Genomic DNA, 23,688 nt, shown 5'->3' with positions numbered 1-23,688 from the left:
TGACCCCATGACCACCTACCATGCCCCGCATTTCGACCCCACCGTGGACGAGATCGAGACCCTCAAACAACTCGAAATGGGCCAAGTCATTACGTTGCCCCATGCGCTCAAGGACCACGTGTCTGGCCGCCTGCTCGAATGGGGCTTCATCACCAAAGGCTCCGGCGGCGAACTGGCCATTACGCCCAGCGGTCGGCAACTGATTCGCCGACAGGACAACTAGTGTGGTGTTGCACGCTATCCGGCACATAAAACCGCGTCTTTTCGACCAGGGCTGCGTTGCAAATCCGCGCGATACCTACGGGTATCGCTGTGGTTTGCGCCTTGCCCTGGCCAAAAAATCCATCGGTTTTCAATGTGCCGTCAAGCATGCAACACCACACTAGCCCCACGGCGCCGCAGAGCGCCACCGATGGCTAGGTCACCGCCGCCTGCTCCCCAGTGCCGGAGCTCTCGCCAATCCTCGCGCAGTTGGCGGGGTATTGCAGCCCGCAAATTTCGCCGTGCAGCATTGGCCCTATTCTGCCTCTTTCGCTTTCCTTTCTTCACGAGGAGCTTCTGTGCGCGCACCGTCCCTGATTCGCAAAGCGCTGTGTGCTGCCACCCTGGCGGCATGTGGGCTGCTGTTGCAAGGCTGCAGCACTGTCAAGCTGGCCTACAACCAGGTGCCGCACCTGGCCTACTGGCAGCTGAACAGCTACCTCGGCCTGTCAGAAACCCAGACCGAGCGCGTGCGCGACGAACTGGGCGACCTGCACCAGTGGCACCGTGACACCATGCTGCCCCGGCATGCCGAGCTGCTGCAGAAGGTACAGCAACAACTGCCATCCGCCATATCGCCCGGCCAGGCCTGCCGCACCTACGACGCAGTGCGCACCCAGATCGACAAGGTCATCGCCCAGGCCGAACCCAAACTGGCCTGGCTGGCCGCCCAGCTCACCGACACCCAGATCCGCAACCTGCAAAAGAAGCAGGCCGACAGCAACGCAGACTGGAAGAAGGAATGGGTAGATATCACGCCCGACAAGCTGCGAGAGCAGCGCTTCAAGCAGCTCTTGTCCCGCGCCGAAGGCTTCTACGGCGCCTTGGACGAACCGCAAAAATCCGCACTGCGCACCTTCATCGCCCAGTCGTCCTTTGACCCACAGCGCACCTATGCCGAACGCCTGCGCCGCCAGAAAGACCTGGTGCAGGTGCTGCAGAAAATCGCCGAAGACCGCACCAACACCGACCAAGCCCGGAGCCTGCTGCGCGGCTACCTCGCACGTTTTCAAACATCGCCCGACGCGGCCTACCAGCGTTATGCGCAGGCGCTGGTGGAAGAGGGCTGCGAAGGCTTCTCTAATGTGCACAACGCGATGACGGCTGCGCAGCGGTTGAAAGTAGTGCAGTCGGTAAAGGGGTATGAGCAGGACTTTCTGGTGCTGGCGGCGCAGTGAGCGTTGGAAGGTAGAAATACGAACAAGAGATGAACAAAAGGCCGCGTTGCCCCTGAAGCCGCTCAGGGTCGCCTGTGACGCCCGACCATGTCCCGCATGTGGCATCGAGGCCGCCTGCGCCAATTGCTGTCATGCTCAGCCCCCATTCCCTCAGGTACTTACTTGTATGCGTTTCAGCGGCTATTGCACTTTGGTCATCGCGATAACCGTGGCAGGTTTCGCTATCGCTCAGCCTGCGAATCCGGTGGACAACCACACGTCGTGCACTGCAGAAAAGGCGGACGTCGAAAAACGCATGGAAGTCGCGCGATCCAAGGGGCAGATGCTGCTACGTAGGCAACTGGCTGACCAACTGGCGGCGCTGCAATCGAGCTGTCAGCCGCTCGCGGTTGATCAGGGCCACACGGCGAATATTGAAAGGCTGGAGAAGGAAGTCCGAGCGCTCAGGGCAGAGCTTGAAGCTGCCGAAGAGCAATTGCGCAAGTTGAAAAGCGAAGCAAATCGCTAGACGGTGAATGGACTGCAGGAGCCGCGCCAGGGGACGCAGACTCGGCGTCACGCTGCGGGTTGAGAGATTTCCACGCCAGATGGCAGCCGTAAAAATGAACCCGGGGTGTGGGGCTAGTTGGGCTCTGTGTGCCGGTGACTGTAGCCTCGCAGACCACCCCAAAGTAACGCACTGAAAATGGCACTTTAGAAGATGGAAGCCCCTGTGAATCAACCTGTTGCCCATGCCGAGCTGATCGCCACTTACAAAAGGGCGCAGGCTGACGACGCCCACAAGCACGGCCTCATCAAGGCTGTCGGCGCCAAGGGCCCAAAAGCCATACAGGCGGCTGTTGATACGGCAGCCAAAGCAGCGAAGCGCAGGGATTCGTATGCGGAAAAGCTCGCTGCGCTGGGGGTGGTTCTCAAGGATTGAGCGGGGTACGGCGATGGCATCTGCCAGGACAAGGCGATCGGAATCGCCGAGGTACCGGCTGTGGGCACCGGGAACGTATCAATCTGCCCCTCTTTTTTGAAAATGTACCCCCAGATATGCCCCCACCCGTTGCGGATGGGATGGATAGGTCTGGGCGGCTAAGGTGCGGATTTCAAAGGCGCAAGAAAAAAGTCCGCAAGAGCCTGCGCTCTTACGGACTTGTTCGTGGTGCCCGGGGCCGGAATCGAACCGGCACGCCTTGCGGCGGGGGATTTTGAGTCCCCTGCGTCTACCAATTTCACCACCCGGGCTGGAATTCGTGAAGCCCCAAATTATGGCACAGTAGGGCGCATGAAATATCCGACGATTGAAGATGCAGTGGGTAACACCCCTCTGGTCGCTTTGCAGCGCATTGGGGCCAAGGACAACGCGGCGCGCGGCAATGTGGTGCTGGGCAAGCTGGAGGGCAACAACCCGGCCGGGTCAGTCAAGGACAGGCCCGCGCTGTCGATGATCCGCCGGGCCGAGGAGCGTGGCGACATCCGCCCCGGCGACACGCTGATCGAGGCCACGTCGGGCAACACCGGCATTGCGCTGGCGATGGCGGCGGCCATCAAGGGTTACCGCATGGTGCTGGTGATGCCCGAAGACTTGTCCATCGAACGCGCACAGACCATGAAGGCCTTTGGTGCCGAACTTGTGCTCACGCCCAAGAGCGGCGGCATGGAGCACGCACGCGACCTGGCCGAGGCCATGCAAAAGCGCGGCGAGGGCAAGGTGCTCGACCAGTTCTGCAACCCCGACAACCCACGCATCCACTACGAAACCACCGGCCCGGAGATCTGGGAGCAGACGGGCGGGCGCATCACGCACTTTGTGAGCGCCATGGGGACCACGGGCACCATCACCGGCGTGTCGCGTTTCCTCAAGGAGAAGAACCCCGGCATCCAGATCATCGGCGCGCAGCCAGAGGAAGGCTCGCGCATCCCGGGCATCCGCAAGTGGCCGCAAGAGTACCTGCCCAAGATCTATGACCCGAGCACGGTGGACGAGCTGGTCTATGTGAACCAAGACAGCGCCGAAGACATGTGCCGCCGTCTCGCGCGCGAAGAGGGCATCTTTGCAGGCATCTCGGCCGCAGGCGCGTGCTGGGTGGCGCAGCAGATTGCGGCGCGGGACAGCAATGCCACCATTGTGTTCATCGTGTGCGACCGGGGCGACCGGTATCTGTCTACCGGTGTGTTTCCGGCGTGACAGGCGGCCGCCGGCTGCCGGGTTCGAAGGTTTTAATGAAATTGGCTGCTAGCGCTTGATGGATAAGCGCTAGCAGCTATAAAAATAATAGCTATACCATGCACTACGAAGTCCGCCACTGCACCCACTGCGGTACCGCGCTACAGCCCATCACCCTGGCCGAAGACGGAGGCGACAAGGAGCGGCTGCGCTGCCCCGCCTGCGGCTGGACCCACTGGAACAACCCCACGCCCGTGCTGGCAGCGATTGTCGAGATCGACGGCAAGGTGCTGCTGGCGCGCAACGCGGCATGGCCGGGCAAGATGTTCGCGCTGATCACCGGCTTCATGGAGGCAGGCGAGTCGCCCCAGGAAGGCATTGCGCGCGAGGTGAAGGAGGAAACCAACCTCGACGTGCAGTCCACCACCCTGGTGGGCGCCTATGAGTTCCTGCGCATGAACCAGATCATCATTGCCTACCATGTGGTGGCCACGGGGCAGGTTCAGTTATCGCCCGAGCTGGTGGACTACCGGCTGTACGATCTGGCAGACCTCAAATGCTGGCCTGCGGGCACGGGCTACGCGCTGGCCGACTGGCTGCGCACCAAGGGGCACGAGCCGGTGTTTTTTACCGCTGAAGAAAATGCAGAACGGCGGCGCGGCCTGGACGAACAACCGCCGCAGCCGCCAAAGGATTGACGACCATGGACATTCACAAAGAAATCGACACACGGGGCCTGAACTGCCCCTTGCCCATCCTCAAGGCCAAGAAGGCACTGTCCGACATGGCCAGCGGCCAGTTGCTGAAGGTGGTGGCCACCGATGGCGGGTCGCTGCGGGATTTTCAGGCGTTTGCCAAGCAGACGGGCAACGAGCTGGTGGAGCAGCAGACGGTGGGCGAGGAATACATCCACATCCTGCGTCGTCGGTAGATTTAAGAAAAAATAGCTGCCAGCGCTCTATGGATAAGCGCTGACAGCTATTAATTTGGGAGCGTTTGAGGCGCTTCCAATGTGAGCCCGGACTGTGGCTTACAGCGCCAAGGTCTTCAGATATTCCCGGAACTGCGCGCCCACCTGCGGGTGTTGCAAAGCCAGCTCCACCGTCGCTTCCAGAAAACCTTCCTTGCTGCCGCAGTCGTAGCGCTTGCCTTCGTACTGGAAGGCGTACACGGCTTCGTGCTGCATCAGGCGGGCGATACCGTCGGTGAGCTGGATCTCGCCGCCCACGCCGCGTGGCTGGTTGCGGATCTCGTCGAACACGCCGGGCGTGAGGATGTAGCGGCCGGCCACGCCCATGCGCGAGGGGGCGACATCGGCCTTGGGCTTTTCGACGATGCGTTCAATGCGGATCAGCGGGCCGCCAGCGGGCTCGCCCGCCACGATGCCGTATTTGTGGACCTGGTCTTCCGGCACTTCCTGCACCGCGATGACCGAGCGGCCTTGCTGGCGGAAGGCGGTGGCCATCTGGGCCAGCACGGGCTGGCCGCCTGGGGGGCCCACCATCAGGTCGTCGGCCAGCAGCACGGCAAAGGGCTCCTTGCCCACCAGCGGCTCGGCGCACAGCACGGCGTGGCCCAGGCCCAGCGAGCGGGGCTGGCGCACGAATGCGCAGTCCATGTCGTCGGGCTGGATGGAACGCACCAGCGCCAGCAGTTCCTTCTTGCCGGCGGCTTCGAGTTCGGCCTCCAGCTCATACGCCGTGTCGAAATGGTCTTCGATGGCGCGCTTGCTGCGGCCGGTCACAAAGATCATGTGGCGGATGCCAGCGGCATAAGCCTCTTCCACAGCGTACTGAATCAGCGGCTTGTCAACCACGGGCAGCATTTCCTTCGGAGACGCCTTGGTGGCAGGCAGAAAACGGGTGCCCAGGCCAGCGACGGGAAATACGGCTTTGCGAACGGTGGTGGCAACAGTCATGAGACTCCTTGAGTGAAGACAGGGATTCGGGGTGTTGTGGTCGTCGTGGATATGCAAGTGTCAGGCCAGAGCTGCCCGGCCCTACACTTTTGTTCTGTCAACCCAGGCGGCCCAGCTGGTCGCGCAGGCGGGTCAGCGTGGCGCCGAAGTCAGCGATGCGCTTTTTCTCCTGGTCGATCACGGCCGGTGGGGCCTTGGCCACAAAGGCTTCGTTCGAGAGCTTGTTGTTGGCCTTGGCGACTTCGCCTTCGATGCGGGCGATTTCCTTGGACAAGCGGGCCTTCTCGGCGGCCACGTCAATCTCCATGTACAGCGCCAGCCGAGCTTCGCCCACCACGGCCACAGGCGCTGCCTGCGCGGCAGCGGCCCAGGCGGCCTCGTCGTCAAACACCTTGACCTCGCTGAGCTTGGCCAGGGCCTGCAGCACCGGGCCTACGCCGCGCATGAAGTCGGTGTCGCCCACGGTGTACAGCGGCAGGCGGGTGGACGGGGACACGTTCATTTCGCCACGCAATGCGCGGCAAGCGTCCACCAGGCCCTTCACGCGGCCCATGTGGGCAATCGCGGCCTCGTCGATCTTCTCGGGCTGGGCCTGGGGGTAGCGCGCAATGCTGACCGACTCGCCCGGGATGCCTGCCACAGGCGCCACCACCTGCCACAGGGCTTCGGTGATGAACGGGATGATGGGGTGGGCCAGGCGCAGGATGGCTTCGAGCGTGCGGATCAGCGTGCGGCGCGTGGCGCGTTGCTGCGCTTCGGTACCGTTCTGGATCTGCACCTTGGCGATTTCCAGGTACCAGTCGCAGTACTCGTTCCAGACAAAGTCGTAGATCGTGTTGGCCACGTTGTCCAGGCGATATTCCTCAAAGCCCTTGGCGACTTCGGCCTCGGTCTTTTGCAGCAGCGAGGTGATCCAGCGGTCAGCCTGGCTGAACTGCATGTAGCCGTGGGCGCTGCCGCCGGGCTGGCACTCTTCCTTGGTGTGCTCCTTCAAGCCGCAGTCCTGGCCTTCGCAGTTCATCAGCACAAAGCGGCTGGCGTTCCAGAGCTTGTTGCAGAAGTTGCGGTAGCCCTCGCAGCGCTTGCTGTCAAAGTTGATGCTGCGGCCCAGTGATGCCAGCGCTGCAAAGGTGAAGCGCAGCGCATCGGCGCCATAGGCCGGAATGCCCTCGGGGAATTCCTTTTGCGTGTTCTTGCGCACGGTGGGCGCGGTCTCGGGCTTGCGCAGGCCGGTGGTGCGCTTGTCGAGCAGCGGCTCCAGAGCGATGCCGTCGATCAGGTCCACCGGGTCGAGCACGTTGCCTTCGGACTTGCTCATCTTCTTGCCCTGCGCGTCGCGCACCAGGCCGTGGATGTACACGTGCTTGAACGGCACACGGCCGGTGAAGTGCGTGGTCATCATGATCATCCGGGCGACCCAGAAGAAGATGATGTCGTAGCCCGTCACCAGCACGGTGCTGGGCAGGTACAGGTTGAAGTCGTCCGTTTCGCCAGTGCCCTGGTTGGGCCAGCCCATGGTGCTGAACGGCACGAGGGCTGACGAGTACCAGGTGTCGAGCACGTCCTCGTCGCGGCGCAGCGTTTTGCCCGGTGCCTTGGCCTGCGCCTCGGCTTCCGTGCGGGCCACGATCACGTTGCCGTCTTCGTCGTACCAGGCCGGGATCTGATGGCCCCACCACAGCTGGCGGCTGATGCACCAGTCCTGGATGTTGTTCATCCACTGGTTGTAGGTGTTGACCCAGTTCTCGGGCACAAAGGTCACCTCGCCGCTGGCCACTGCGTCAATCGCCTTTTGCGCAATGCTCTTGCCGGTCGCGTCACCTGCGCCCACCTTGCTCATGGCCACAAACCACTGGTCTGTCAGCATGGGCTCGATCACCTGGCCGGTGCGGGTGCAGATCGGCACCATGAGCTTGTGCTTTTTCACCTCGACCAGCGCGCCGATGGCTTCCAGGTCGGCCACCACGGCCTTGCGGGCCACGAAGCGGTCCATGCCCTGGTACTTGGCGGGGGCGTTTTCGTTGATGGTGGCTTGCAGGGTCAGCACCACGATCATGGGCAGCTTGTGGCGCTGGCCCACGGCGTAGTCGTTCTGGTCGTGCGCAGGCGTTACCTTCACCACGCCCGTGCCGAATTCCTTGTCCACGTACTCGTCTGCGATCACCGGGATCTGGCGGTCGCACAGCGGCAGGTTGACCATCTTGCCGATCAGGTGCGTGTAGCGTGCATCCTCCGGGTGCACCATCAGCGCCACGTCGCCCAGCATGGTTTCAGGCCGGGTGGTGGCCACCGTCAGGCTGCCCGATCCATCGGCCAGCGGGTAGGCGATGTGCCACAGCGAGCCGTCTTTTTCTTCGCTCTCGACTTCCAGGTCGGACACGGCGGACTGCAGCTTCGGGTCCCAGTTCACCAGGCGCTTGCCGCGGTAGATCAGGCCCTGCTCATACAGCTTCACGAAGGTGTCGGTGACCACGGCGCTCAGCTTGTCGTCCATGGTGAAGTATTCGCGGCCCCAGTCCACGCTGTCGCCCATGCGGCGCATCTGCGTGGTGATGGTGTTGCCAGACTTTTCCTTCCACTCCCACACCTTGCTCACAAAGTTCTTGCGCGCCTCGGGCGGGGTAGGGCCCATGTCGTAGCGGCTGATGCCCTGCTCTTGCAGCTGGCGTTCCACGACGATCTGCGTGGCGATGCCGGCGTGGTCAGTGCCCGGCACCCACACGGTGTTGAAGCCACGCATGCGGTGGTAGCGCGTGAGGCTGTCCATGATCGTCTGGTTGAACGCATGGCCCATGTGCAGCGTGCCCGTCACGTTGGGCGGGGGCAGCTGGATGGAAAAGGCGGGCTCGCCCGCCTGGGGCTGGCCCGTGCCACGGTGGCCTGCGGTGCCATACCCGCGCTTTTCCCATTCGGGGCCCCAGTGGGCTTCCAGCGCGGCGGGTTCAAAGGACTTGGACAGGCTGTCGAGGCCGGGTTGTGCTTGGGGCGTGCTCATGGGGTTTGGCAGAAGGAAGAGGCAGGCACAGGGCGTGCCTCAACGGTCAAGAGGGTGGACCGGGCATTTTACGGGAGCGCCAGCCGGTCTTCCCCTGCGCTCGCATCCCACCGGCATTCCGTCTGTCGGGCATTTCTCGCCAATTGTTACCTTGTCGCTCGACCTGCCCACCGTGGCGTCTTGATAATCCCGCCCGGTGGAGCGAGAGGGCCCCTGGAGAGGGGGGCGGGCTCCACGCATTGCCCGGGTCAAAAACATACAACCAATCGGTCCCATCCATGCATCTTCCATCCGCACTCCGCGCGGGCCTTGCCAAGGTCTTTGTCTACGCGCTGCTGGCGCTTTTTCTCATCCCGGCGTTGACCTATGGGTTCACCGTCTACGCGCAGCGCGACCAGGACGCGAACTTTGTGGCCGGCATCAGCCAGCGCATCGACGCTGAAAAGGGCATGCCGCCCGCCGAGAAGCAGGCGCGCAAGGATTACTACCGCAGCAATCCGCCGTCCACCATTTGCAGCAGCACCGACCCCGAGGCGCAGGACTACCGCGAAGCCCTGTGCGAGCGCTATTCCGACGTGTGGCAGTTCCACATGGCGCGAGCCGTGTCGTTCTGGACCCTGGTAGCCAGTGGCGTGCTGCTGGTGGCCGTGCTGGGCCTGGGCGCGCTGGCCTTTGCCGACCGCACGCTGCAGTACACCAGCTTTGTCGCGGGCTGGCGCCTGACCACCTGTGCCAGTGCCGCCGCGCTGGTGGTGCAGGGGGCGATGGCGGTGTGGCTGTCGTTCTGGGTCACGGCGTTCTTCTTTCACAAGTATTCGCCCAAGCTCATCATCGTCGTGGGGCTGGCCGTGGCGGTGGGTGTGTTTGTGGCGGTGGCGGGCATCTTCAAGCGCGTGCAGTCTGACAACCATGCCGTGGGCGAGCTGGTGTCCGAAGACGATGCGCCCCTGCTGTGGAAGCGCATCCGCCACATGGCCCAGCGCCTTAAGACCGAGCCCCCGAAGAACATCGTGGCGGGCATCGACGCGAATTTTTTCGTGACCGAGTCACCGCTCACGGTGGGCAACCACACGCTCACGGGCCGCACGCTGTTTGTCAGCCTGCCCCTGCTGCGCATCCTCGACCAGGCCGAGGCCGACGCCGTGTTTGGCCACGAGCTGGCCCACCTGCGCGGCGGCGACACCCAGAGCAGCGCCCGGCTGGGCCCGAAGCTGGTGCAGTTTGACCACTACCGCCATGCGATTCGCAGCGGTGGGCTCTCGGCCGTGGTGTCGCCAGTGCTGGACCTGTACCGCACCATCTTCGAAATCGCCCTGGCGCGCGACAGCCGCGAGCGCGAGTTCAAGGCTGACCGCATCGCTGCCAAGCTCATCTCGCCAGCGGCCATTGCGCAGTCGCTGGTCAAGATCGCGGCCTACGCGCAATACCGTTTCAAGATCGAGGACGAGCTGTTTGGCCGCAATGAGCGGCACGACACCACCCCGCTGGGCATCGCCCGCTTTGTGGCCCAGGGGCTGGCGCCCTATGCGGCCTCCGACGATTTTCTGGATGCGATGAAGACGGCCAACGTGCCCCACCCCTTTGACTCGCACCCCGCCATGCCCGAGCGCCTGCGCAACGTGGGCATGGCGCTGAAAGAGCAGGACTACGGTGCCATCGCCGTGCGCGCGCCCGCTGCCACCTGGGTGCAAGAGATATTGACGGCGGACGCGATCGAGCAGCGCCTGTGGAGTGACTACGAACAGCAGTTTGCGCAAGACCATGAGCGCAGCCTGGCCTACCGCTACGAGCCCGCCACCGACGAAGAGCGCGCGCTGGTGCTGCGCTACTTTCCGCCCGTGGTGTTTGCGCTCAAGGGGGAGAACACGGTGGAGGTCAGCATCGACGGCATCCGCACCTCGGCCGACGAGACCACGGTGTTCTGGGACGCCATCAAGGCGCTGGAATTCAAGGAAAGCAGCTTCGGCAATGCACTGGTCGTGACGCACCCCGAAAAGAACGCCCTGGGCCTGGGCGCCAAGACCAGCAAGATCAAGCTGTCCGGCCTCACCAAGGAAAAGGACCAGTTCAACGCCGTGGTGGGGGCCTACTGGCAGCGCCACCAGATCATGCGGGCGCAGCAGCAACAGCCTCAGGAAGGCTGATTGCGACCGGCGGAGTGGTTGGTGGAGCTTTGCTACCAAATAAATAGCTGTTAGCGCTTGTTGGTAAAGCGCTGGCGGCTATTTTTACCTGTATTTTTATCGCTGACGCCACGTTGCACGTTGGGTGTGCAACGTGGCGGCGCCAAAGGCTTGTCAGCCTTTGACGAACTCTGGCCGGTCGTTCTGCTGCGGCTTGAGCGGTTCCACCGCCTTGCCTTCAGCGCGCTCCTTGCGCCACTGCTCCTTGCGCGCCGTCCACTCGTTCAGGCGGGCGTGGGCCACGGTGCTGTCCTTGGCCATCTGTTCTTCGTCGGCCAGCTGGGCCGACAGCTCCAGACGGATACCGTTCGGGTCAAAGAAATAGATGCTGTGAAAGATGTGGTGGTCCGTTACGCCCAGCACCTCGATGCCGTGGGCCTCCAGGCGCTTCTTGGTGTTCTCCAGCTCCTGCACCGTGTCCACGCGAAAAGCAATGTGGTTGACCCACAGCGGCGTGTTCGGCGAGGGCTCTGCCTTCACGTCGTCGCCCAGGTCGAAGAAGGCGATGAAAGAACCGTCCTTGAGGCGAAAGAAGAAGTGCGTGTAGGGGCAGTATTCGCCCGTGCTCGGCACGTAGTCGCTCTGGATGATGTGGTACAGCGGCAGGCCCAGGATGTCCTCATAGAACTGGCGCGTTTCTTCAGCGTCACGCGCCTTGTAGGCGTAGTGGTGCAGTTGCTGGATGGGCGCGGGCGGGGGCAGGGTGGCCAGATCAGGTTTCAGGATGGCGTTCATGCAGAGTCTCCTCAAATCGGTTTTGCGATTCTACTATTCGTAATTGATTTACGTTAAGTTAATTTTTTGAGGGCCGGGATTGCGGTACATTCCGCAGTCGTCCTTCTTTGCCCCTGAGGTATTCGTCCGATGCGCCTGTAAGCCCCTCAAGCCTTTCCTTCCTGCTTGCCCATTGCCGGGCCAGGCGGTTGTATGTCTTGTCTGGAGTGCTTTTGCATGGCGACACCTTCAATGCCGGGCGATTCCGCCCATCGCAGCCGCAGCGCTGCCGCAGCCTCGACGGCTGCCTTCCCTCCTCGGCCCTCTATTGCCGCCCCCCGCAGTGCGGCTTCGTCTGCGGGTCCCGTTGTCCTTCAGTTCCACGACGTCACATTCAGCTTGCCTGACGGGCAGGCACTGTGGGCACGCCCGCTGAATGTGGCCCTGGGCCAAGGCGTGATCGGCTTGGTGGGCGCCAACGGCGTTGGCAAAAGCGTTTTCTTGCAGCTTGCGCAGCGCATGCTGCAGCCTGCAAGCGGTGTGGTGGCGGGCAGCCCTTCCGTGCACGCGGTGGCGCAGGAGGTCGGTGCAGCACCTTCGGCCACGGTCGCCGATATTGCGGGCCTGGGCCCGGTTCTGGGTGCACTCGACCGACTGGAAGCGGGCCGGGGCACGCCCGACGATCTGCTTTTGGCCGACGGGCGGTGGGACCTGCCCTCGCAATGGCAGCAGGCGCTGCACGCGCTGGGGTTGGGCCACCTGCCGCCGGGACACGCGGCGCAGCACCTTAGCGGTGGCGAGCGCATGCGCGTGGCGCTGGCGGGGGCATTCCTGTCGGGCGCCGATCTGCTGGTGCTGGATGAGCCCACCAACCACCTTGACCGGCCGGGTCGGCGCTGGTTGATGGAGTCGCTGGCGCAGTGGCGCGGTGGCGTGCTGGTGGCCAGCCACGACCGCGAATTGCTGGGCATGGCGAACAACATGGTTGCGTTGTCTGCAGCGGGGCTGCAGCGCTACGGCGGAAACTGGTCCGTGTACGAGGCACAGCGCCAGGCCGAGGCTGCTGCTGCCCAGGCCGCGCTGGACCACGCGCGCACCGAGCGCGAGCGGGGCATGCGGGCGCTGCAGCGCGAGCACGATGCCCAGCAGAGCCGCGCCGCGCGGGGGCGCGAGGCCGGCCGCACTGCCAACCAGGCATCCGTCCTGCTGGACCGCAAGAAGAACAACGCCCAGGCCCACGCGGGTCGCGGGCACGAGCGGCAGCAGCAGGAGCGCCTGCGGCTGAACGATGCGGTGCGCGAGGCCGCTCAGCGTGTTCCTGCGGGGGGCGATACGGCGCTGGTGCTGCCCCAAAGCGCCGTGCCTGCGGGCAAGCAGGTGCTGGCGTTCGAGCAGGTACATGTGCCGCATGCGCCGCCCGGCTTTCCCCCGCTCCATGGAGTCTGGAACGGGCCCATCCGCATCGCCATCACCGGGCCCAACGGCTGCGGCAAAAGCAGCCTGCTGCGCACCATTGCCAACCCTGCGTTGGCCACTGCGGGGCGGGTGTTGCGGGGTGTGCGGGCCGCCTGGCTGGACCAGCACAACGCCGACCTGCTTCCACCCCAGCACGGTGTGCTGGCGCGCCTGCAGGCGCTCGGCACGCCCCTGCCCGAAGCGGCGCTGCGCACGCACCTGGCGCAGCTTGGCCTGGGTGCGGACAAAGTGCAGCGGCCTGCGGGCGTGCTCAGCGGCGGAGAGCGCATCAAGGCCTTCCTGGCCTGCGCCCTGTGGTCGGGCGAGCCCGCGCAAATGCTGCTGCTCGATGAGCCCACCAACCATCTCGATGTGGATGCCATCGAAGCGCTGCAGTCCGCCTTGCAAGCCTTCACGGGCGCGCTGGCCGTGGTGTCGCACGACGTCACCTTCCTGCGTGCGCTTGGGCCTCATGTGGTGTGGGCATGGCAGCCGCAAGGCTGGAATCTGGATGCCACGCTGGACGCTGCCTGACACTCTTGGCGAAGTGCGCGTGCATGAAAAAGCCACCCGCTGCGTGAACGCAGGGGTGGCCCGTGGGTTTGGCGCGCAGCAGCCGCCCTTCCGGGGCGAGCAGCCCGCGTGCCTGCCGATGGTGGATTACTGCTTCACAGCTTCGATCTGCACCACCAGGCGCACGTTCTTGGGGAAGCCCCATTCCACGCCGTAGTTCATGCCCCACTGGGTGCGGTCGATGGTGGTTTCAAAGTCGCCACCGCACACTTCGCGCTTGAGCATGGGGCTGTCGTAGCAGTTGAACTGTGTGGCTTTGAGGGTGACGGGCGCGGTCTTGCCCAGCAGCGTGAGCTGGCCGGTCACTTCGCTGACCTTGTCGCCGGTGAAGCTGAACTTGTCGGACACGAACTTGATCGTGGGGTGCTTGGCGGCGTCAAACAGATCGGCGCTTTGCAGGTGCTTGTCAAAGGGAGGCGTGCCGGTATTCACCGAGGTGGTGTCGATGGTGATGTCCACCTTGCCGGTCTTGGCGGCGCGGTCAAATTCCACAGTGCCTTGCTTCTTGTCGAAGCGGCCACGGTTGGTGGTGGCGCCAAAGTGGCTGATCTCGAACGTCACGAAGGTGTGCGTGGGGTCGATGGCGTAGTTGGCGGCCTGGGCAGCGCCAGCGGTCATTGCGGTGGCAGCGGCCACGGCGAGCAGGGAGAAGAGGGACTTGCGCATGAAAAAGACTCCTTGAAAAGAGGAACTACGAAACGAACCAGGGGAAAAACGGAGGATGAAAGAGGCGTAGCTGGAGCCAGAAGCTGGTCAAAGCTTGCCGACGCCCGTCAGTGCGAGCTTGAACTTCACGGTGACGTCGTCGGCCACCATCGAGGTGTCGGCCCACTCGTTTTCGCCAATCTTGAAAGCCAGCCGCTTGATGGGCAGCGTGCCGGTGGCCGTGGTGGTGGGGCCGCTTTGCGTGAGCGCCACGGGCACCACCACGTTCTGCGCAGTGCCCTTGATGGTGAGCTTGCCCGCCACCTCAAACTTGCCGCCGCCCAGCGCCTTGATGGCCGTGGATTCGAACTGCGCCTGCGGGAACTTGGGCACGTTGAACCAGGTGGGCTTGGGCAGCTCGGCATCGGTTTCGCGCGAGCCCAGCGTGGCGCTGCCGGTGTCTACGGTGAAGGCGATCTTGCTCGTGGCCAGCTTGGCGGGGTCAAACGCCACCTGGGCGCTGAACTTCTTGAAATGGCCATCCAGCGGCACGCCCATCTGGCGCGCGGTGAACTGCACCTCGCTCTGGGCGGGGACCAGTTGCTGCTGGGCCAGTGCGGCCTGCGCGCTCAAGGCTACGGCGGCCACCAGGAGGGTGCGAGACAGTTGGGAAGACAGGTTCATGCAAAAAACTCCGTTCAAAAGACAGAAAGTGAAAGCCAGATCCATGATCTGGAGGGCGGTGCGTTGCCCCGCCATGCACGCGACTCAGGGGTGTTTCATCTGCCCGGCAGCATGCGGGCGATGAGCCCATCGCGGTCCACGATCTGGTGCTTGAGCGCGCCTGCGATGTGCAGCAGCACCAGGCCCGCCATCGCAAAGGCGGTGTATTGGTGCCAGGGTTTGATCGCCTCGGCCAGCTCCTTGCTCACGGGCACGAAGTCGGGCAACTGCCACAAGCCCAGAAACACGATGGGAAAGCCTGCTGCCGAGCTGTAGGCCCAGCCAATCAACGGCACGGCGAAAAACAGCGTGTACAGCAGCCCGTGCGTGGCGTGGTGCGCCAGCTTTTGCCAGCCCGGCATGGCGTTTTCGATGGCTGGCGGCAGCTCGGGAGGGCGGTGCGTGGCGCGCCACAGCAGGCGCAGCACCGAGAGCACGAGGATGGTGACCCCCGCCCACTTGTGCCAGTTGTAGAGCTTGAGCCGCTGCGGCGAGAACGGCAGCCCGGTCATGTAAATGCCCACGCCAAACAAGCCAATCAGTGCCAAGCCCAGCACCCAGTGCAAAAGCATGGCGGTGCGCGTATAGCGGCGAGGCGGTGCGTCGGCAGCGGTGCGGGTGGCGGTGGCTGAAGCAGTCATGAAGAGAGGAAACGTGGGGCTGTTGGACGGAGCGCCGGGCGGGGTCGCCAGCCCGTTTGGGGCTGACATGCGTCAAGCGATGGGGCAGTGTAGGAAGCCGTTGCCGCATTCGGCTTCAGGCAGATTGATGCTTCAATTCAAAAAAAATGAATTGATAAGGCCTGAGCGCTCAAAGTTCCCCAATGCTGTGCACGTTGCACCAGCGTGTATCCGATGGGGTGTGAGGGCGGCGGATTCACCAGGGATGCCCTGGTTCGGTGCGGCCCAGAGCGCTGCGGCCCGGGCTTTTTTACGCAAAGGGCTGCGCCTGGAAGGCGCAGCCTTGCAAAGAAGGCCGTTTACCGGCCGAGCGCGGCCTTCTTCCAGGCCTCGGCGGCGGCGCTGTCGTCGCCGCGTTTTTCTGCCAGCTCGGCCAGGTGGCGCCAGGCGCTGGCCCGCAGGCTGCTGTCGCCCAGCTGCTGCGCCGCCTGTGTGAGCAACTGCTGGGCCTTGCCCCACAGCTGGCGCTTGAGGCAGGCCATGCCCGCCAGATACTGCAGGCGGGCGTCGCGGGGATTTCCCTGGTAGGCCGACTCGATGCGCGCCAGCCAGGGGGCGTCGAGGTCGTCCAGCCCGGCTTCGAGTGCGCGCACCAGCTTCAGCGCGTGGTGTTCGGCCAGCGCGTCGGGCAGGTCCACCATGCGGTCCCACACGGGCAGCAGCCAGGCGCGTACCTGCGTCGCGTCGCCGCCCAGGGCTGCCAGCCGCTGTGCGGCGTGGATGGCCAGCTCGGGCATGCTGCGCTCGGACGATTCCAGCGACATCCAGGTCTGCTGCAGCTGCGCGGTGTCGTGCGCGCTGTTGATGAGTTCAATGGCCAGGCCCCGCACGATGCTCTGGGCCGCAGCGGGCGAGAAGGCGCGGTGCTTGCCCAGCAGGCGTGCGGTGTCCAGCGCCTCCTGTGTCTGGCGTGCCAGCCGTGTGGCTTTGAGCTTGATGCGCAGCGACAGTGTGCGGCGTGCGGCACCTTGCGGCAGGGCGGCCAGGCGGTCGAGCGCAGCGTTGGCATCGCGGTCGTCCAGCGACCAGCGGGCGGCACGCATCTGGGCGCCCTCGCGCATTTCCTGCTCGTTCACGGTGCCGCGCAGCGGCGCCTCTTGCAGGGCGTCCTGCAGATGGCTTTCGCGCGTGGCGCTGTCTTGCAGCGCGTGCGAGGCCTCGGCCGCAATCATGTGGGCCAGGGCGCGCAACTGGCGGCCGTGGGGCACGGCCTCGCCAGCGGTGGCCAGCGCGTTTTCTTGCGACAGCGCAGCCACCGCGGCCTTGCGCGAGCGGATGAAGCGCCCGCCCAGCATGTGCGTCAGGGCGTCCAGCAAGGCCGCGTGCATGGCGCGCTCCTTTTGCTGCACGCGCCAGCGCCGGGCCTGGTGGGGCAGCTCCAGCAGCGCCGCCAGGGCGCGCAGCGCGGCGTACACGGTGACAAACCCGCCCACCAGCAACAGCACGACCAGGTTCAGCGACAGGTCGATGCGGTACGGCGGCCAGTACAGGGTGACGGTGCCCTGGTTGTTGCCCGCAAACAGCGCGGCGGCCACGGCCACGCCAAACAACGCCAAAAGCCAAAGAGCTGCTCGCATATCAGTTCAGTTGTCCGTTGCGCTGTGCGCAAATTGCTGAAACTGGCGCGACCAAGGCCAGTGCCCCCGCGCAAGGGCCGCCCCGCCGCGCTGGGGGCGTCCCCCTCCCGCATTGCGCAGCAATGCGAGAGAGGGGGAAGGCGCGAAGCGACTCAGGGGGTGTGTCATCTTCCGGCTGCAGCTGTTGCCAGCGCAGAGAGCGTTTCGTCCAGGCGCGGCTGTTCGGCCGCTTTCATGCTGGCCTGGGCGGTCTGCAGCGTGCTGGCAGCGTTCTGCGTGCGGCGCGATGCCGGGTCAAAGTATTTGTTGAGCGCAGCGTTGGCGGCGGCCAGGTCGGCGCGGGCCGATTCGAACTGGCGCGCCAGCACGCCCAGGCGGGCGTTGAGCAGCTTGAGCTTGAGATTCTCGCGCAGGAAGAAGGTCTGCTCGGGCGCCAGCAAGATGGCCTCGGGCTGGTCGATGCGGCTCACGCGCACCAGGCCCCGGGCCTCGTCGCGCACCACTTCCCAGCTGCGCTGCAAGGCTGCCTGCCACCAGGCCAGGTCGCCCTGGTTGAGCGGTGGCGTGTTTGTGGGAGCGGGTGTGGCTGCCAGGCGGCGTGTGGCGGCCGCCTGGGCCACGGCGTTCAGCACGGGCAGCTCGTCCACCTGGCGTACCAGGTCGTCCAGGCGGGCCAGCAGGCCGGCGGTGTCGGTCACGGTGGCGCGGGTCAGGCGGTCCAGGTCGCGGCCAATGGCGCGCTGCACGGGGGCCAGGCGGGGCTGTGCGGCGCGTTCGATGCGCTGGTTGGCGCTTTTTAGCGCGGCCACCAGGGGCTCCAGGCTGCCGGTGAGCTGCGCCTGTTGCTGCGCCAGGCGGATGGCCGATTCGATGTCCACCACCAGGTTCTCGTCGCGCGAGCGCGACAGGCTTTGCATGAGTTCTTCAAGCTGGCTGCGCTGCAGCGCCACTTCGCTCACCCGCGCTTCGGCCACCGACAGGCGGGCTGCCGTCTCGCGCACCAGTTCTTCGGCCTGGCGGGCCATGGTGCGGGCCTCGATGGCCTGCGCGCCCGAGTCGGCGGACTGACGGGCCAGTTGCTCTTGAATGGCGCTGAGCTTTTGCCACAGCATGCCGCTGCTGACCAGCGCGGCAGCGGCCACCGCGCCCAGGAGCAGCGTGACGGCGCCACCCCGGCCCGGGGTAGGTGCTGGAGGGGATGGCGAGGCTGCCGGGCCCATGGCCGGTGCGCCCACGGGTGCCGCGGCAGGTGCCGCCATGGGCGCTGCAGTGGGTGCGGGGGGCAGATCGTTGGGGGGCACGGAACTCATGCGGCCGATTCTATCGAGGCCACCACATCCTCCAGCGCCGGACGGCATTCCCGCACGGTGCCAAAGCCCGCTGCGCGGGCCGCTTCGGCGATGCGCGGGTGGGTGGCCAGTGCGTGCGCGGCGCCCCAGTGCTGGCCGGGCAGGGCCTCGGCCAGGTGGGCTACGGCTTCAGAGCTGCTCAGCAGCCAGATGGAGCCATCGCATGCCGCCTGTTGCGCCAGCGCCACCTCGTGCGCTGAAAAATGCGGCGCGCCGCGTTGGTAGGCCACCACAAACTCCACCGTGCCGCCCGCTGCCTCGATCTGGCGCGCCAGCCAGTCGCGGCCGTTGCCTGGGCTTTCATGTACACCCTGGGGCGTGGAGGACCTCCCGCGCACGATCAGCACGCAGTCGCCGGGCCGGATCTGCCCAGAGACCTGCTGCCACAGCGCTTCCGAGTCGAACTGGGGGGCATCCGGTGCCGGGCCGTCGATGCAGCCAGGCGGCACACCGGCCTGCTCCAGCGCACGCGCCGTGCCGGGGCCAGGTGCCCATGCTCTTGTTTTGATAGCTGCTAGCGCTTGTCCATCAGGCGCTAGGGCCTTATTTGGCTCAAAAAAATGAAACACCGCATTGCCACTGACAAACATCAGGGCCCGGTACTGTGCAAGCCGGGCATGCGCCTGGGTGAGTGCTTGCTCTGCTGCCGCATCACGGCAGGGGCCGATGGCGATGAGCGGCAGGGCCACGGCATGCACACCGCGCGCGCCCAGCAGCTGTACCCAGTGCGCAGCCTCGCGGGCGGGCCGCGTGACGATCACCCGGGGCATGGCATGCGCGTTCAAACCAGGGGTTCTGCGCCCCGTGCGCCACCGGCACGCAGGCGCTGCGCAATCGCGTCGCCCAGCGCTTCGGCCTGCGCCAGCGTGGAGACGGCGGCGCTGGCCGCTGCGCGCACCAGGGGGGCCTGCGCGTCCACGTCGCCCCAGGCGGCGTCGAGCTGCAGCACGCCATCGGTGAACGTGCCGTGCGCGGCCAGCGGCATCGAGCAGCTGCCGCCCATGGCGCGGCTCACGGCGCGCTCTGCGGCCACGGTCAGCCAGGTGGGCTGGTGGGCCAGCGGGGCCAGTGCTGCGATCAGGTCTTGCCGGTCGCTGCGCACTTCAATGCCCAAGGCACCCTGGCCCGCTGCGGGCAGCATGGCCGTGGGCGCAAACGTGGCGCGGATGCGGGATTCCAGCCGCAGGCGCTTCAGGCCCGCAGCCGCCAGCACGATGGCGTCGTACTGGCCTTCGTCCAGCTTGCGCAGGCGGGTGTCGAGGTTGCCACGCAGGGGTTCGATCTTGAGGTCGGGCCGCAGGGCCTGCAGCAGCACCTGGCGGCGCAGGCTGGAGGTGCCCACCACCGCGCCCTGGGGCAGGGCATCAATGTTCGGGTAGTTGGGTGAGACAAACGCATCGCGCGGGTCTTCGCGCTCCATCACGCAGGCCAGGGCAAAACCCTCGGGCAGCTCCATGGGCACATCCTTGAGCGAGTGCACGGCGATGTGCGCGCGGCCTTCTTCCAGCGCCACCTCCAGTTCTTTCACAAACAGGCCCTTGCCGCCCACCTTGCTGAGCGAGCGGTCCAGGATCTGGTCGCCCTTGGTGGTCATGCCCAGCAGCTCCACCGTGTGGCCCCGTGCGCGCAAAAGAGCCTGTACATGCTCGGCCTGCCACAGCGCCAGGCGGCTCTCTCGGGTGGCAATGACGATGGAAAGGGGGGAATGGGCGAGGCTCAAGTTCGTAACCTGTTTGTAATCATTCAGGGGCGGGCGATGCTAGCATGCGCCCGCACTGGGGCCGGTGCGCCCCGGGGGACGCGGGGGCAGGCGGCGCCAGGTCACCTACCCACCTCCGGAGACCCACGCACCATGAAACGATCCGACAAGGACCAGCCCCTGATTGACGACATCCGCCTGCTTGGCCGTATTCTGGGCGATGTGATCCGGGACCAGGAGGGCGTGGCCGCCTACGAACTGGTCGAGCAGGTGCGCAAGCTCTCGGTGGCCTTCCGCCGCGATGCCGACCAGGAGGCCGACCGCGCGCTCAAGAAGCTGCTCAAGTCCCTGTCGGGCGACCAGACGGTGAGCGTGATCCGCGCCTTCACTTACTTCAGTCACCTGGCCAACCTGGCCGAAGACCGCCACCACATCCGCCGCCGCGCCGTGCACGAACGCGCGGGCGACACGCAAGAGGGCAGCATCGAAGTCGCCCTGTCGCGCCTGCGCTGGGCTGGCATTGCGCCCAAGACGATTTCACAGACGTTGGCGGGCAGCTACGTGGCCCCCGTGCTCACCGCCCACCCCACCGAGGTGCAGCGCAAGAGCATTCTGGATGCCGAACGCGACATCGCCCAACTGCTGGCCACGCGCGACGACATACAGGTGCGCGCCCAGCTCTACAACAGCGCCAAAGACGCGCTCACCCCGCGCGAGCTGGCCGCCAACGAAGCCCTGCTGCGCGCCCGCGTGGCCCAGCTGTGGCAAACGCGCCTCTTGCGCTACAGCAAGCTCACCGTGGCTGACGAGATCGAGAACGCGCTGTCGTATTACGAAGCCACCTTTCTGCGCGAGATCCCCAAGATCTACGCCGACCTCGAAAACGAGCTGGGCCAGTACCCCGTACACAGCTTTCTGCGCATGGGCCAGTGGATCGGCGGCGACCGCGACGGCAACCCCAACGTCACCGCGCAAACCCTGCAATACGCGCTGAGCCGCCAGGCCGAGGTGGCCTTGCGCCACTACCTGACCGAGGTGCACTACCTGGGCGGCGAGCTGTCATTGTCGGCCCGCCTGGTGCAGGTATCGGCCGAGATGGAGGCCCTGGCCCAGCGCTCGCCCGACACCAACGAACACCGCGTGGACGAGCCCTACCGCCGCGCCCTGACAGGCATCTACGCGCGCCTGGCTGCGTCGCTCAAGGACCTGACCGGTGGCGAGGCCGCCCGCCATGCCGTGGCCCCACAAAACGCCTACGCCAGCGCCGAAGAGTTCCTGGCCGACCTGCGCGTGATCGAAGCGTCATTGAAGTCGCACCACGGCGAAGCCCTGGCCGCCGAGCGCCTGCACCCGCTGATCCGCGCCGTGCAGGTGTTCGGCTTTCATCTGGCCACGGTGGATTTGCGCCAAAGCTCCGACAAACACGAAGAAGTGGTGGCCGAGCTGCTGGCCAAGGCGCGCATTGAGCCCAACTACGCCAGCCTGCAAGAGGCCGCCAAGCGTGCCCTGTTGATCAAGCTGCTGAACGACGCCCGCCCCCTGCGCGTGGTGGGTGCCGAATACTCTGCCCATGCAAAGGGCGAGCTGGCCATCTTCGAAACCGCCCGCGTCATGCGCGAGCGCTTCGGCCACGAGGCCATTCGCCACTACATCATCAGCCACACCGAAACGGTGAGCGACCTGCTGGAAGTGCTGCTGCTGCAAAAGGAAGTGGGCCTGATGAATGGCACCTTGGACACTGAGTCCAAGAACCACCTCATCGTGGTGCCGCTGTTCGAAACCATCGAAGACCTGCGCAACGCCGCGCCCATCATGCGCGAGTTCTATGCGCTGCCCGGCGTCGCTGCCCTGGTGCAGCGCAGCGGTGGCGAGCAAGACATCATGCTGGGCTACAGCGACAGCAACAAAGACGGCGGCATCTTCACCAGCAACTGGGAGCTGTACCGCGCTGAGATCGCGCTCGTCGAATTGTTCGACGAGTTGGCCACCACCCACGGCATCCAGCTGCGCATGTTCCACGGCCGGGGCGGCACCGTGGGCCGGGGCGGCGGCCCCAGCTACCAGGCCATCCTGGCGCAACCCCCCGGCACCGTGCGCGGCCAGATCCGCCTGACCGAGCAGGGCGAAGTCATTGCCTCCAAATACGCCAACCCCGAGATCGGCCGCCGCAACCTCGAAACCCTGGTCGCTGCCACGCTCGAAGCCACCCTGCTGCAGCCCACCAAGCCCGCTACCAAGGCGTTTCTGGATGCTGCTGCGCAGCTCTCACTGGCCAGCATGGGCAGCTACCGCGCGCTGGTGTACGAGACACCCGGTTTTACCGACTACTTCTTCAACTCCACCCCCATCCGCGAGATCGCCGAGCTCAACATCGGCTCCCGCCCCGCCAGCCGCAAGGCCAGCCAGAAGATCGAAGACCTGCGCGCCATCCCCTGGGGCTTCAGCTGGGGCCAGTGCCGCCTCACGCTGCCCGGCTGGTACGGCTTTGGCTCGGCGGTGGACGCCTTTGTGAACACCGAGGGCAAAGACCCCAAGACCCAACTGGCCCTGCTGCAAAAGATGTACCGCCAATGGCCGTTCTTCCGCACCTTGCTGTCCAACATGGACATGGTGCTGGCCAAAAGCGACCTGGCCCTGGCCTCACGCTACAGCGAACTCGTCACCGACGCCCGCCTGCGCAAAAAGGTGTTCACCAGCATCGAGGCCGAATGGCACCGCACCGCCGAGGCGCTGACCCGCATCACCGGCGACAAACAGCGCCTCACCCACAACACGGCCCTGGCCCGCTCCATCAAACACCGCTTTCCGTACATTGACCCGCTGCACCACTTGCAGGTAGAGCTGGTGCGCCGCTGGCGCGCAGGGCAGGGGGATGAGCGGGTGCAGACGGGGATTCACATTTCCATTAATGGGATTGCGGCGGGGTTGAGGAATACCGGCTGAGTGGCGGACAGCGCAGCGCGATTCGAACCTGCGCATCGCGGCCTGTTTTGATCGCAGGCACCCATAACAAAAAGGGCTCCCGAAGGGAGCCCGATCTGCCTGCCCGCCCCTGCGGTTCAGTTAACACTCCCCATGGCAGCGCCACCCGCAAATGCAAAGTGCCACCACCATGGGAAGTCCCGCAACTGCTTCAACCAATCTCAAGCAGTTGGTCTGCCAATTACATGGCGCTGAATTCGCCGTGGGGGATCTGGCCGGTGCGCAGTGCTTCGGCAGCCTGGGCACGCACGGCAGCGCGGTCAGCGGTGGAGGTGTAGGTCACCACACGCGAACCAGCAGGTTCCTGGCTGCGGGTCTGGGCAACGGTTGCGGCTTCAGCGGCCACTTCAGCGCGGGTGCGGTTCGTTTCGAACTTCAGGGCGAATTGCGAGCTGTCGGCTTCGTCAGCCTGGGCGCCAAAAGAAGCGAAAGCGGCAACAGCAGCGACGGAGAGGAAACGGGCGGTCTTGTTCATGATGAAAATCCTTGAAGGTTAAAAAGCGTCTCAAAAAGCCGGGTCAAAAACCATTCCTGAACCGGGTTCGGTGAGTCGCCTTGCGGGTTCGGCTCATCGATGGGATGAACTGTACGCCGATGGTGT

The 23,688-nt window shown here is 65.1% G+C and carries 21 protein-coding genes and 1 tRNA gene; 10 read left to right on the top strand and 12 right to left on the bottom strand.

From position 1 onward, the window contains the following. Positions 1-7: 7 nt before the first annotated feature. From C8C93_RS13250 to C8C93_RS13235, 4 genes are all read left to right on the top strand, one after another. Positions 8-223: a hypothetical protein gene (locus C8C93_RS13250; protein WP_055401611.1), complete on the top strand. Its 216-nt coding sequence runs from the start codon at positions 8-10 to the stop codon at positions 221-223. Positions 224-560: 337 nt separating this feature from the next. Further along, the gene (locus C8C93_RS13245; RefSeq protein WP_121507202.1) at positions 561-1,439 is read left to right on the top strand and encodes a DUF6279 family lipoprotein; all 879 of its coding nucleotides are present in this window, start codon (positions 561-563) and stop codon (positions 1,437-1,439) included. A gap of 166 nt (positions 1,440-1,605) precedes the next feature. Continuing rightward, a complete protein-coding gene (locus C8C93_RS13240) occupies positions 1,606-1,947 on the top strand; it encodes a DUF1090 family protein (RefSeq protein ID WP_121507201.1) in 342 nt (113 codons plus the stop codon). Positions 1,948-2,151: 204 nt separating this feature from the next. Further along, positions 2,152-2,361, top strand: a complete 210-nt coding sequence (locus tag C8C93_RS13235) for a hypothetical protein (protein WP_121508790.1) — start codon at positions 2,152-2,154, stop codon at positions 2,359-2,361. A gap of 226 nt (positions 2,362-2,587) precedes the next feature. Here C8C93_RS13235 and C8C93_RS13230 read toward each other — a convergent pair. Then, positions 2,588-2,672, bottom strand: a tRNA-Leu gene (locus C8C93_RS13230). 40 nt (positions 2,673-2,712) lie between these two features. Here C8C93_RS13230 and cysM point away from each other — a divergent pair. From cysM to C8C93_RS13215, 3 genes are all read left to right on the top strand, one after another. Further along, entirely contained in the window at positions 2,713-3,615 is a 903-nt protein-coding gene (gene cysM / locus C8C93_RS13225; protein WP_121507200.1) for a cysteine synthase CysM, read from the top strand. A 98-nt stretch (positions 3,616-3,713) separates the two neighbouring features. Then, entirely contained in the window at positions 3,714-4,292 is a 579-nt protein-coding gene (locus C8C93_RS13220; RefSeq protein WP_055401638.1) for an NUDIX domain-containing protein, read from the top strand. A 5-nt stretch (positions 4,293-4,297) separates the two neighbouring features. Further along, a complete protein-coding gene (locus C8C93_RS13215; RefSeq protein ID WP_010459874.1) occupies positions 4,298-4,525 on the top strand; it encodes a sulfurtransferase TusA family protein in 228 nt (75 codons plus the stop codon). Positions 4,526-4,624: 99 nt separating this feature from the next. Here C8C93_RS13215 and galU read toward each other — a convergent pair whose 3' ends face one another. Both galU and C8C93_RS13205 read right to left on the bottom strand, forming a co-directional pair. Next, the gene (gene galU / locus C8C93_RS13210) at positions 4,625-5,512 is read right to left on the bottom strand and encodes a UTP--glucose-1-phosphate uridylyltransferase GalU (RefSeq protein WP_055401640.1); all 888 of its coding nucleotides are present in this window, start codon (positions 5,510-5,512) and stop codon (positions 4,625-4,627) included. 97 nt (positions 5,513-5,609) lie between these two features. Then, the gene (locus C8C93_RS13205; protein ID WP_121507199.1) at positions 5,610-8,507 is read right to left on the bottom strand and encodes a valine--tRNA ligase; all 2,898 of its coding nucleotides are present in this window, start codon (positions 8,505-8,507) and stop codon (positions 5,610-5,612) included. 278 nt (positions 8,508-8,785) lie between these two features. On the opposite strand from C8C93_RS13205, the gene C8C93_RS13200 reads away from it, so the two are divergent. Then, positions 8,786-10,651 (top strand): M48 family metallopeptidase, encoded by a 1,866-nt coding sequence (locus C8C93_RS13200; protein WP_121507198.1) that lies wholly within the window; start codon positions 8,786-8,788, stop codon positions 10,649-10,651. A 153-nt stretch (positions 10,652-10,804) separates the two neighbouring features. On the opposite strand, the gene C8C93_RS13195 is transcribed toward C8C93_RS13200, so the two are convergent. Continuing rightward, on the bottom strand, positions 10,805-11,425 hold the full coding sequence (locus C8C93_RS13195; protein WP_055401646.1) for a VOC family protein: 621 nt from the start codon (positions 11,423-11,425) through the stop codon (positions 10,805-10,807). A gap of 216 nt (positions 11,426-11,641) precedes the next feature. Between C8C93_RS13195 and C8C93_RS13190 the strand changes: the two genes are divergently transcribed. Then, a complete protein-coding gene (locus C8C93_RS13190; protein WP_233559379.1) occupies positions 11,642-13,393 on the top strand; it encodes an ABC-F family ATP-binding cassette domain-containing protein in 1,752 nt (583 codons plus the stop codon). A gap of 126 nt (positions 13,394-13,519) precedes the next feature. Here the strand turns inward: C8C93_RS13190 and C8C93_RS13185 are convergent, their stop codons facing one another. The 7 genes from C8C93_RS13185 to hemC form a co-directional block, all read right to left on the bottom strand. After that, entirely contained in the window at positions 13,520-14,098 is a 579-nt protein-coding gene (locus tag C8C93_RS13185; RefSeq protein WP_121419308.1) for a YceI family protein, read from the bottom strand. An 87-nt stretch (positions 14,099-14,185) separates the two neighbouring features. Further along, entirely contained in the window at positions 14,186-14,761 is a 576-nt protein-coding gene (locus C8C93_RS13180; RefSeq protein ID WP_121419309.1) for a YceI family protein, read from the bottom strand. A 95-nt stretch (positions 14,762-14,856) separates the two neighbouring features. Then, positions 14,857-15,441, bottom strand: a complete 585-nt coding sequence (locus C8C93_RS13175; RefSeq protein ID WP_121419310.1) for a cytochrome b — start codon at positions 15,439-15,441, stop codon at positions 14,857-14,859. Positions 15,442-15,779: 338 nt separating this feature from the next. Further along, positions 15,780-17,057, bottom strand: coding sequence for a heme biosynthesis protein HemY (locus C8C93_RS13170; RefSeq protein ID WP_121507196.1), 1,278 nt, complete (start codon positions 17,055-17,057; stop codon positions 15,780-15,782). Positions 17,058-17,221: 164 nt separating this feature from the next. Next, positions 17,222-18,367, bottom strand: a complete 1,146-nt coding sequence (locus tag C8C93_RS13165) for a uroporphyrinogen-III C-methyltransferase (RefSeq protein ID WP_199727025.1) — start codon at positions 18,365-18,367, stop codon at positions 17,222-17,224. Beyond that, positions 18,364-19,176, bottom strand: coding sequence for a uroporphyrinogen-III synthase (locus C8C93_RS13160; protein WP_121507195.1), 813 nt, complete (start codon positions 19,174-19,176; stop codon positions 18,364-18,366). The genes C8C93_RS13165 and C8C93_RS13160 overlap by 4 nt, the downstream gene beginning before the upstream one ends. An 11-nt stretch (positions 19,177-19,187) precedes the next feature. Continuing rightward, a complete protein-coding gene (hemC, locus tag C8C93_RS13155) occupies positions 19,188-20,126 on the bottom strand; it encodes a hydroxymethylbilane synthase (protein WP_121507194.1) in 939 nt (312 codons plus the stop codon). A 132-nt stretch (positions 20,127-20,258) separates the two neighbouring features. On the opposite strand from hemC, the gene ppc reads away from it, so the two are divergent. Beyond that, positions 20,259-23,048 carry a phosphoenolpyruvate carboxylase gene (gene ppc, locus C8C93_RS13150; protein ID WP_121507193.1) on the top strand — a complete coding sequence of 930 codons (2,790 nt, stop codon included), beginning with the start codon at positions 20,259-20,261 and terminating at the stop codon, positions 23,046-23,048. 220 nt (positions 23,049-23,268) lie between these two features. Here ppc and C8C93_RS13145 read toward each other — a convergent pair whose 3' ends face one another. Next, positions 23,269-23,562: a hypothetical protein gene (locus tag C8C93_RS13145; protein WP_055397528.1), complete on the bottom strand. Its 294-nt coding sequence runs from the start codon at positions 23,560-23,562 to the stop codon at positions 23,269-23,271. Positions 23,563-23,688 lie beyond the last annotated feature (126 nt).

Origin of the sequence: Acidovorax sp. 93 (assembly GCF_003633835.1) — a bacterium.
Lineage (GTDB): Bacteria > Pseudomonadota > Gammaproteobacteria > Burkholderiales > Burkholderiaceae_C > Acidovorax > Acidovorax facilis.
The sequence above is the reverse complement of the archived record's forward strand: the minus strand, read 5'-3'. Positions and strand labels throughout refer to the sequence as shown.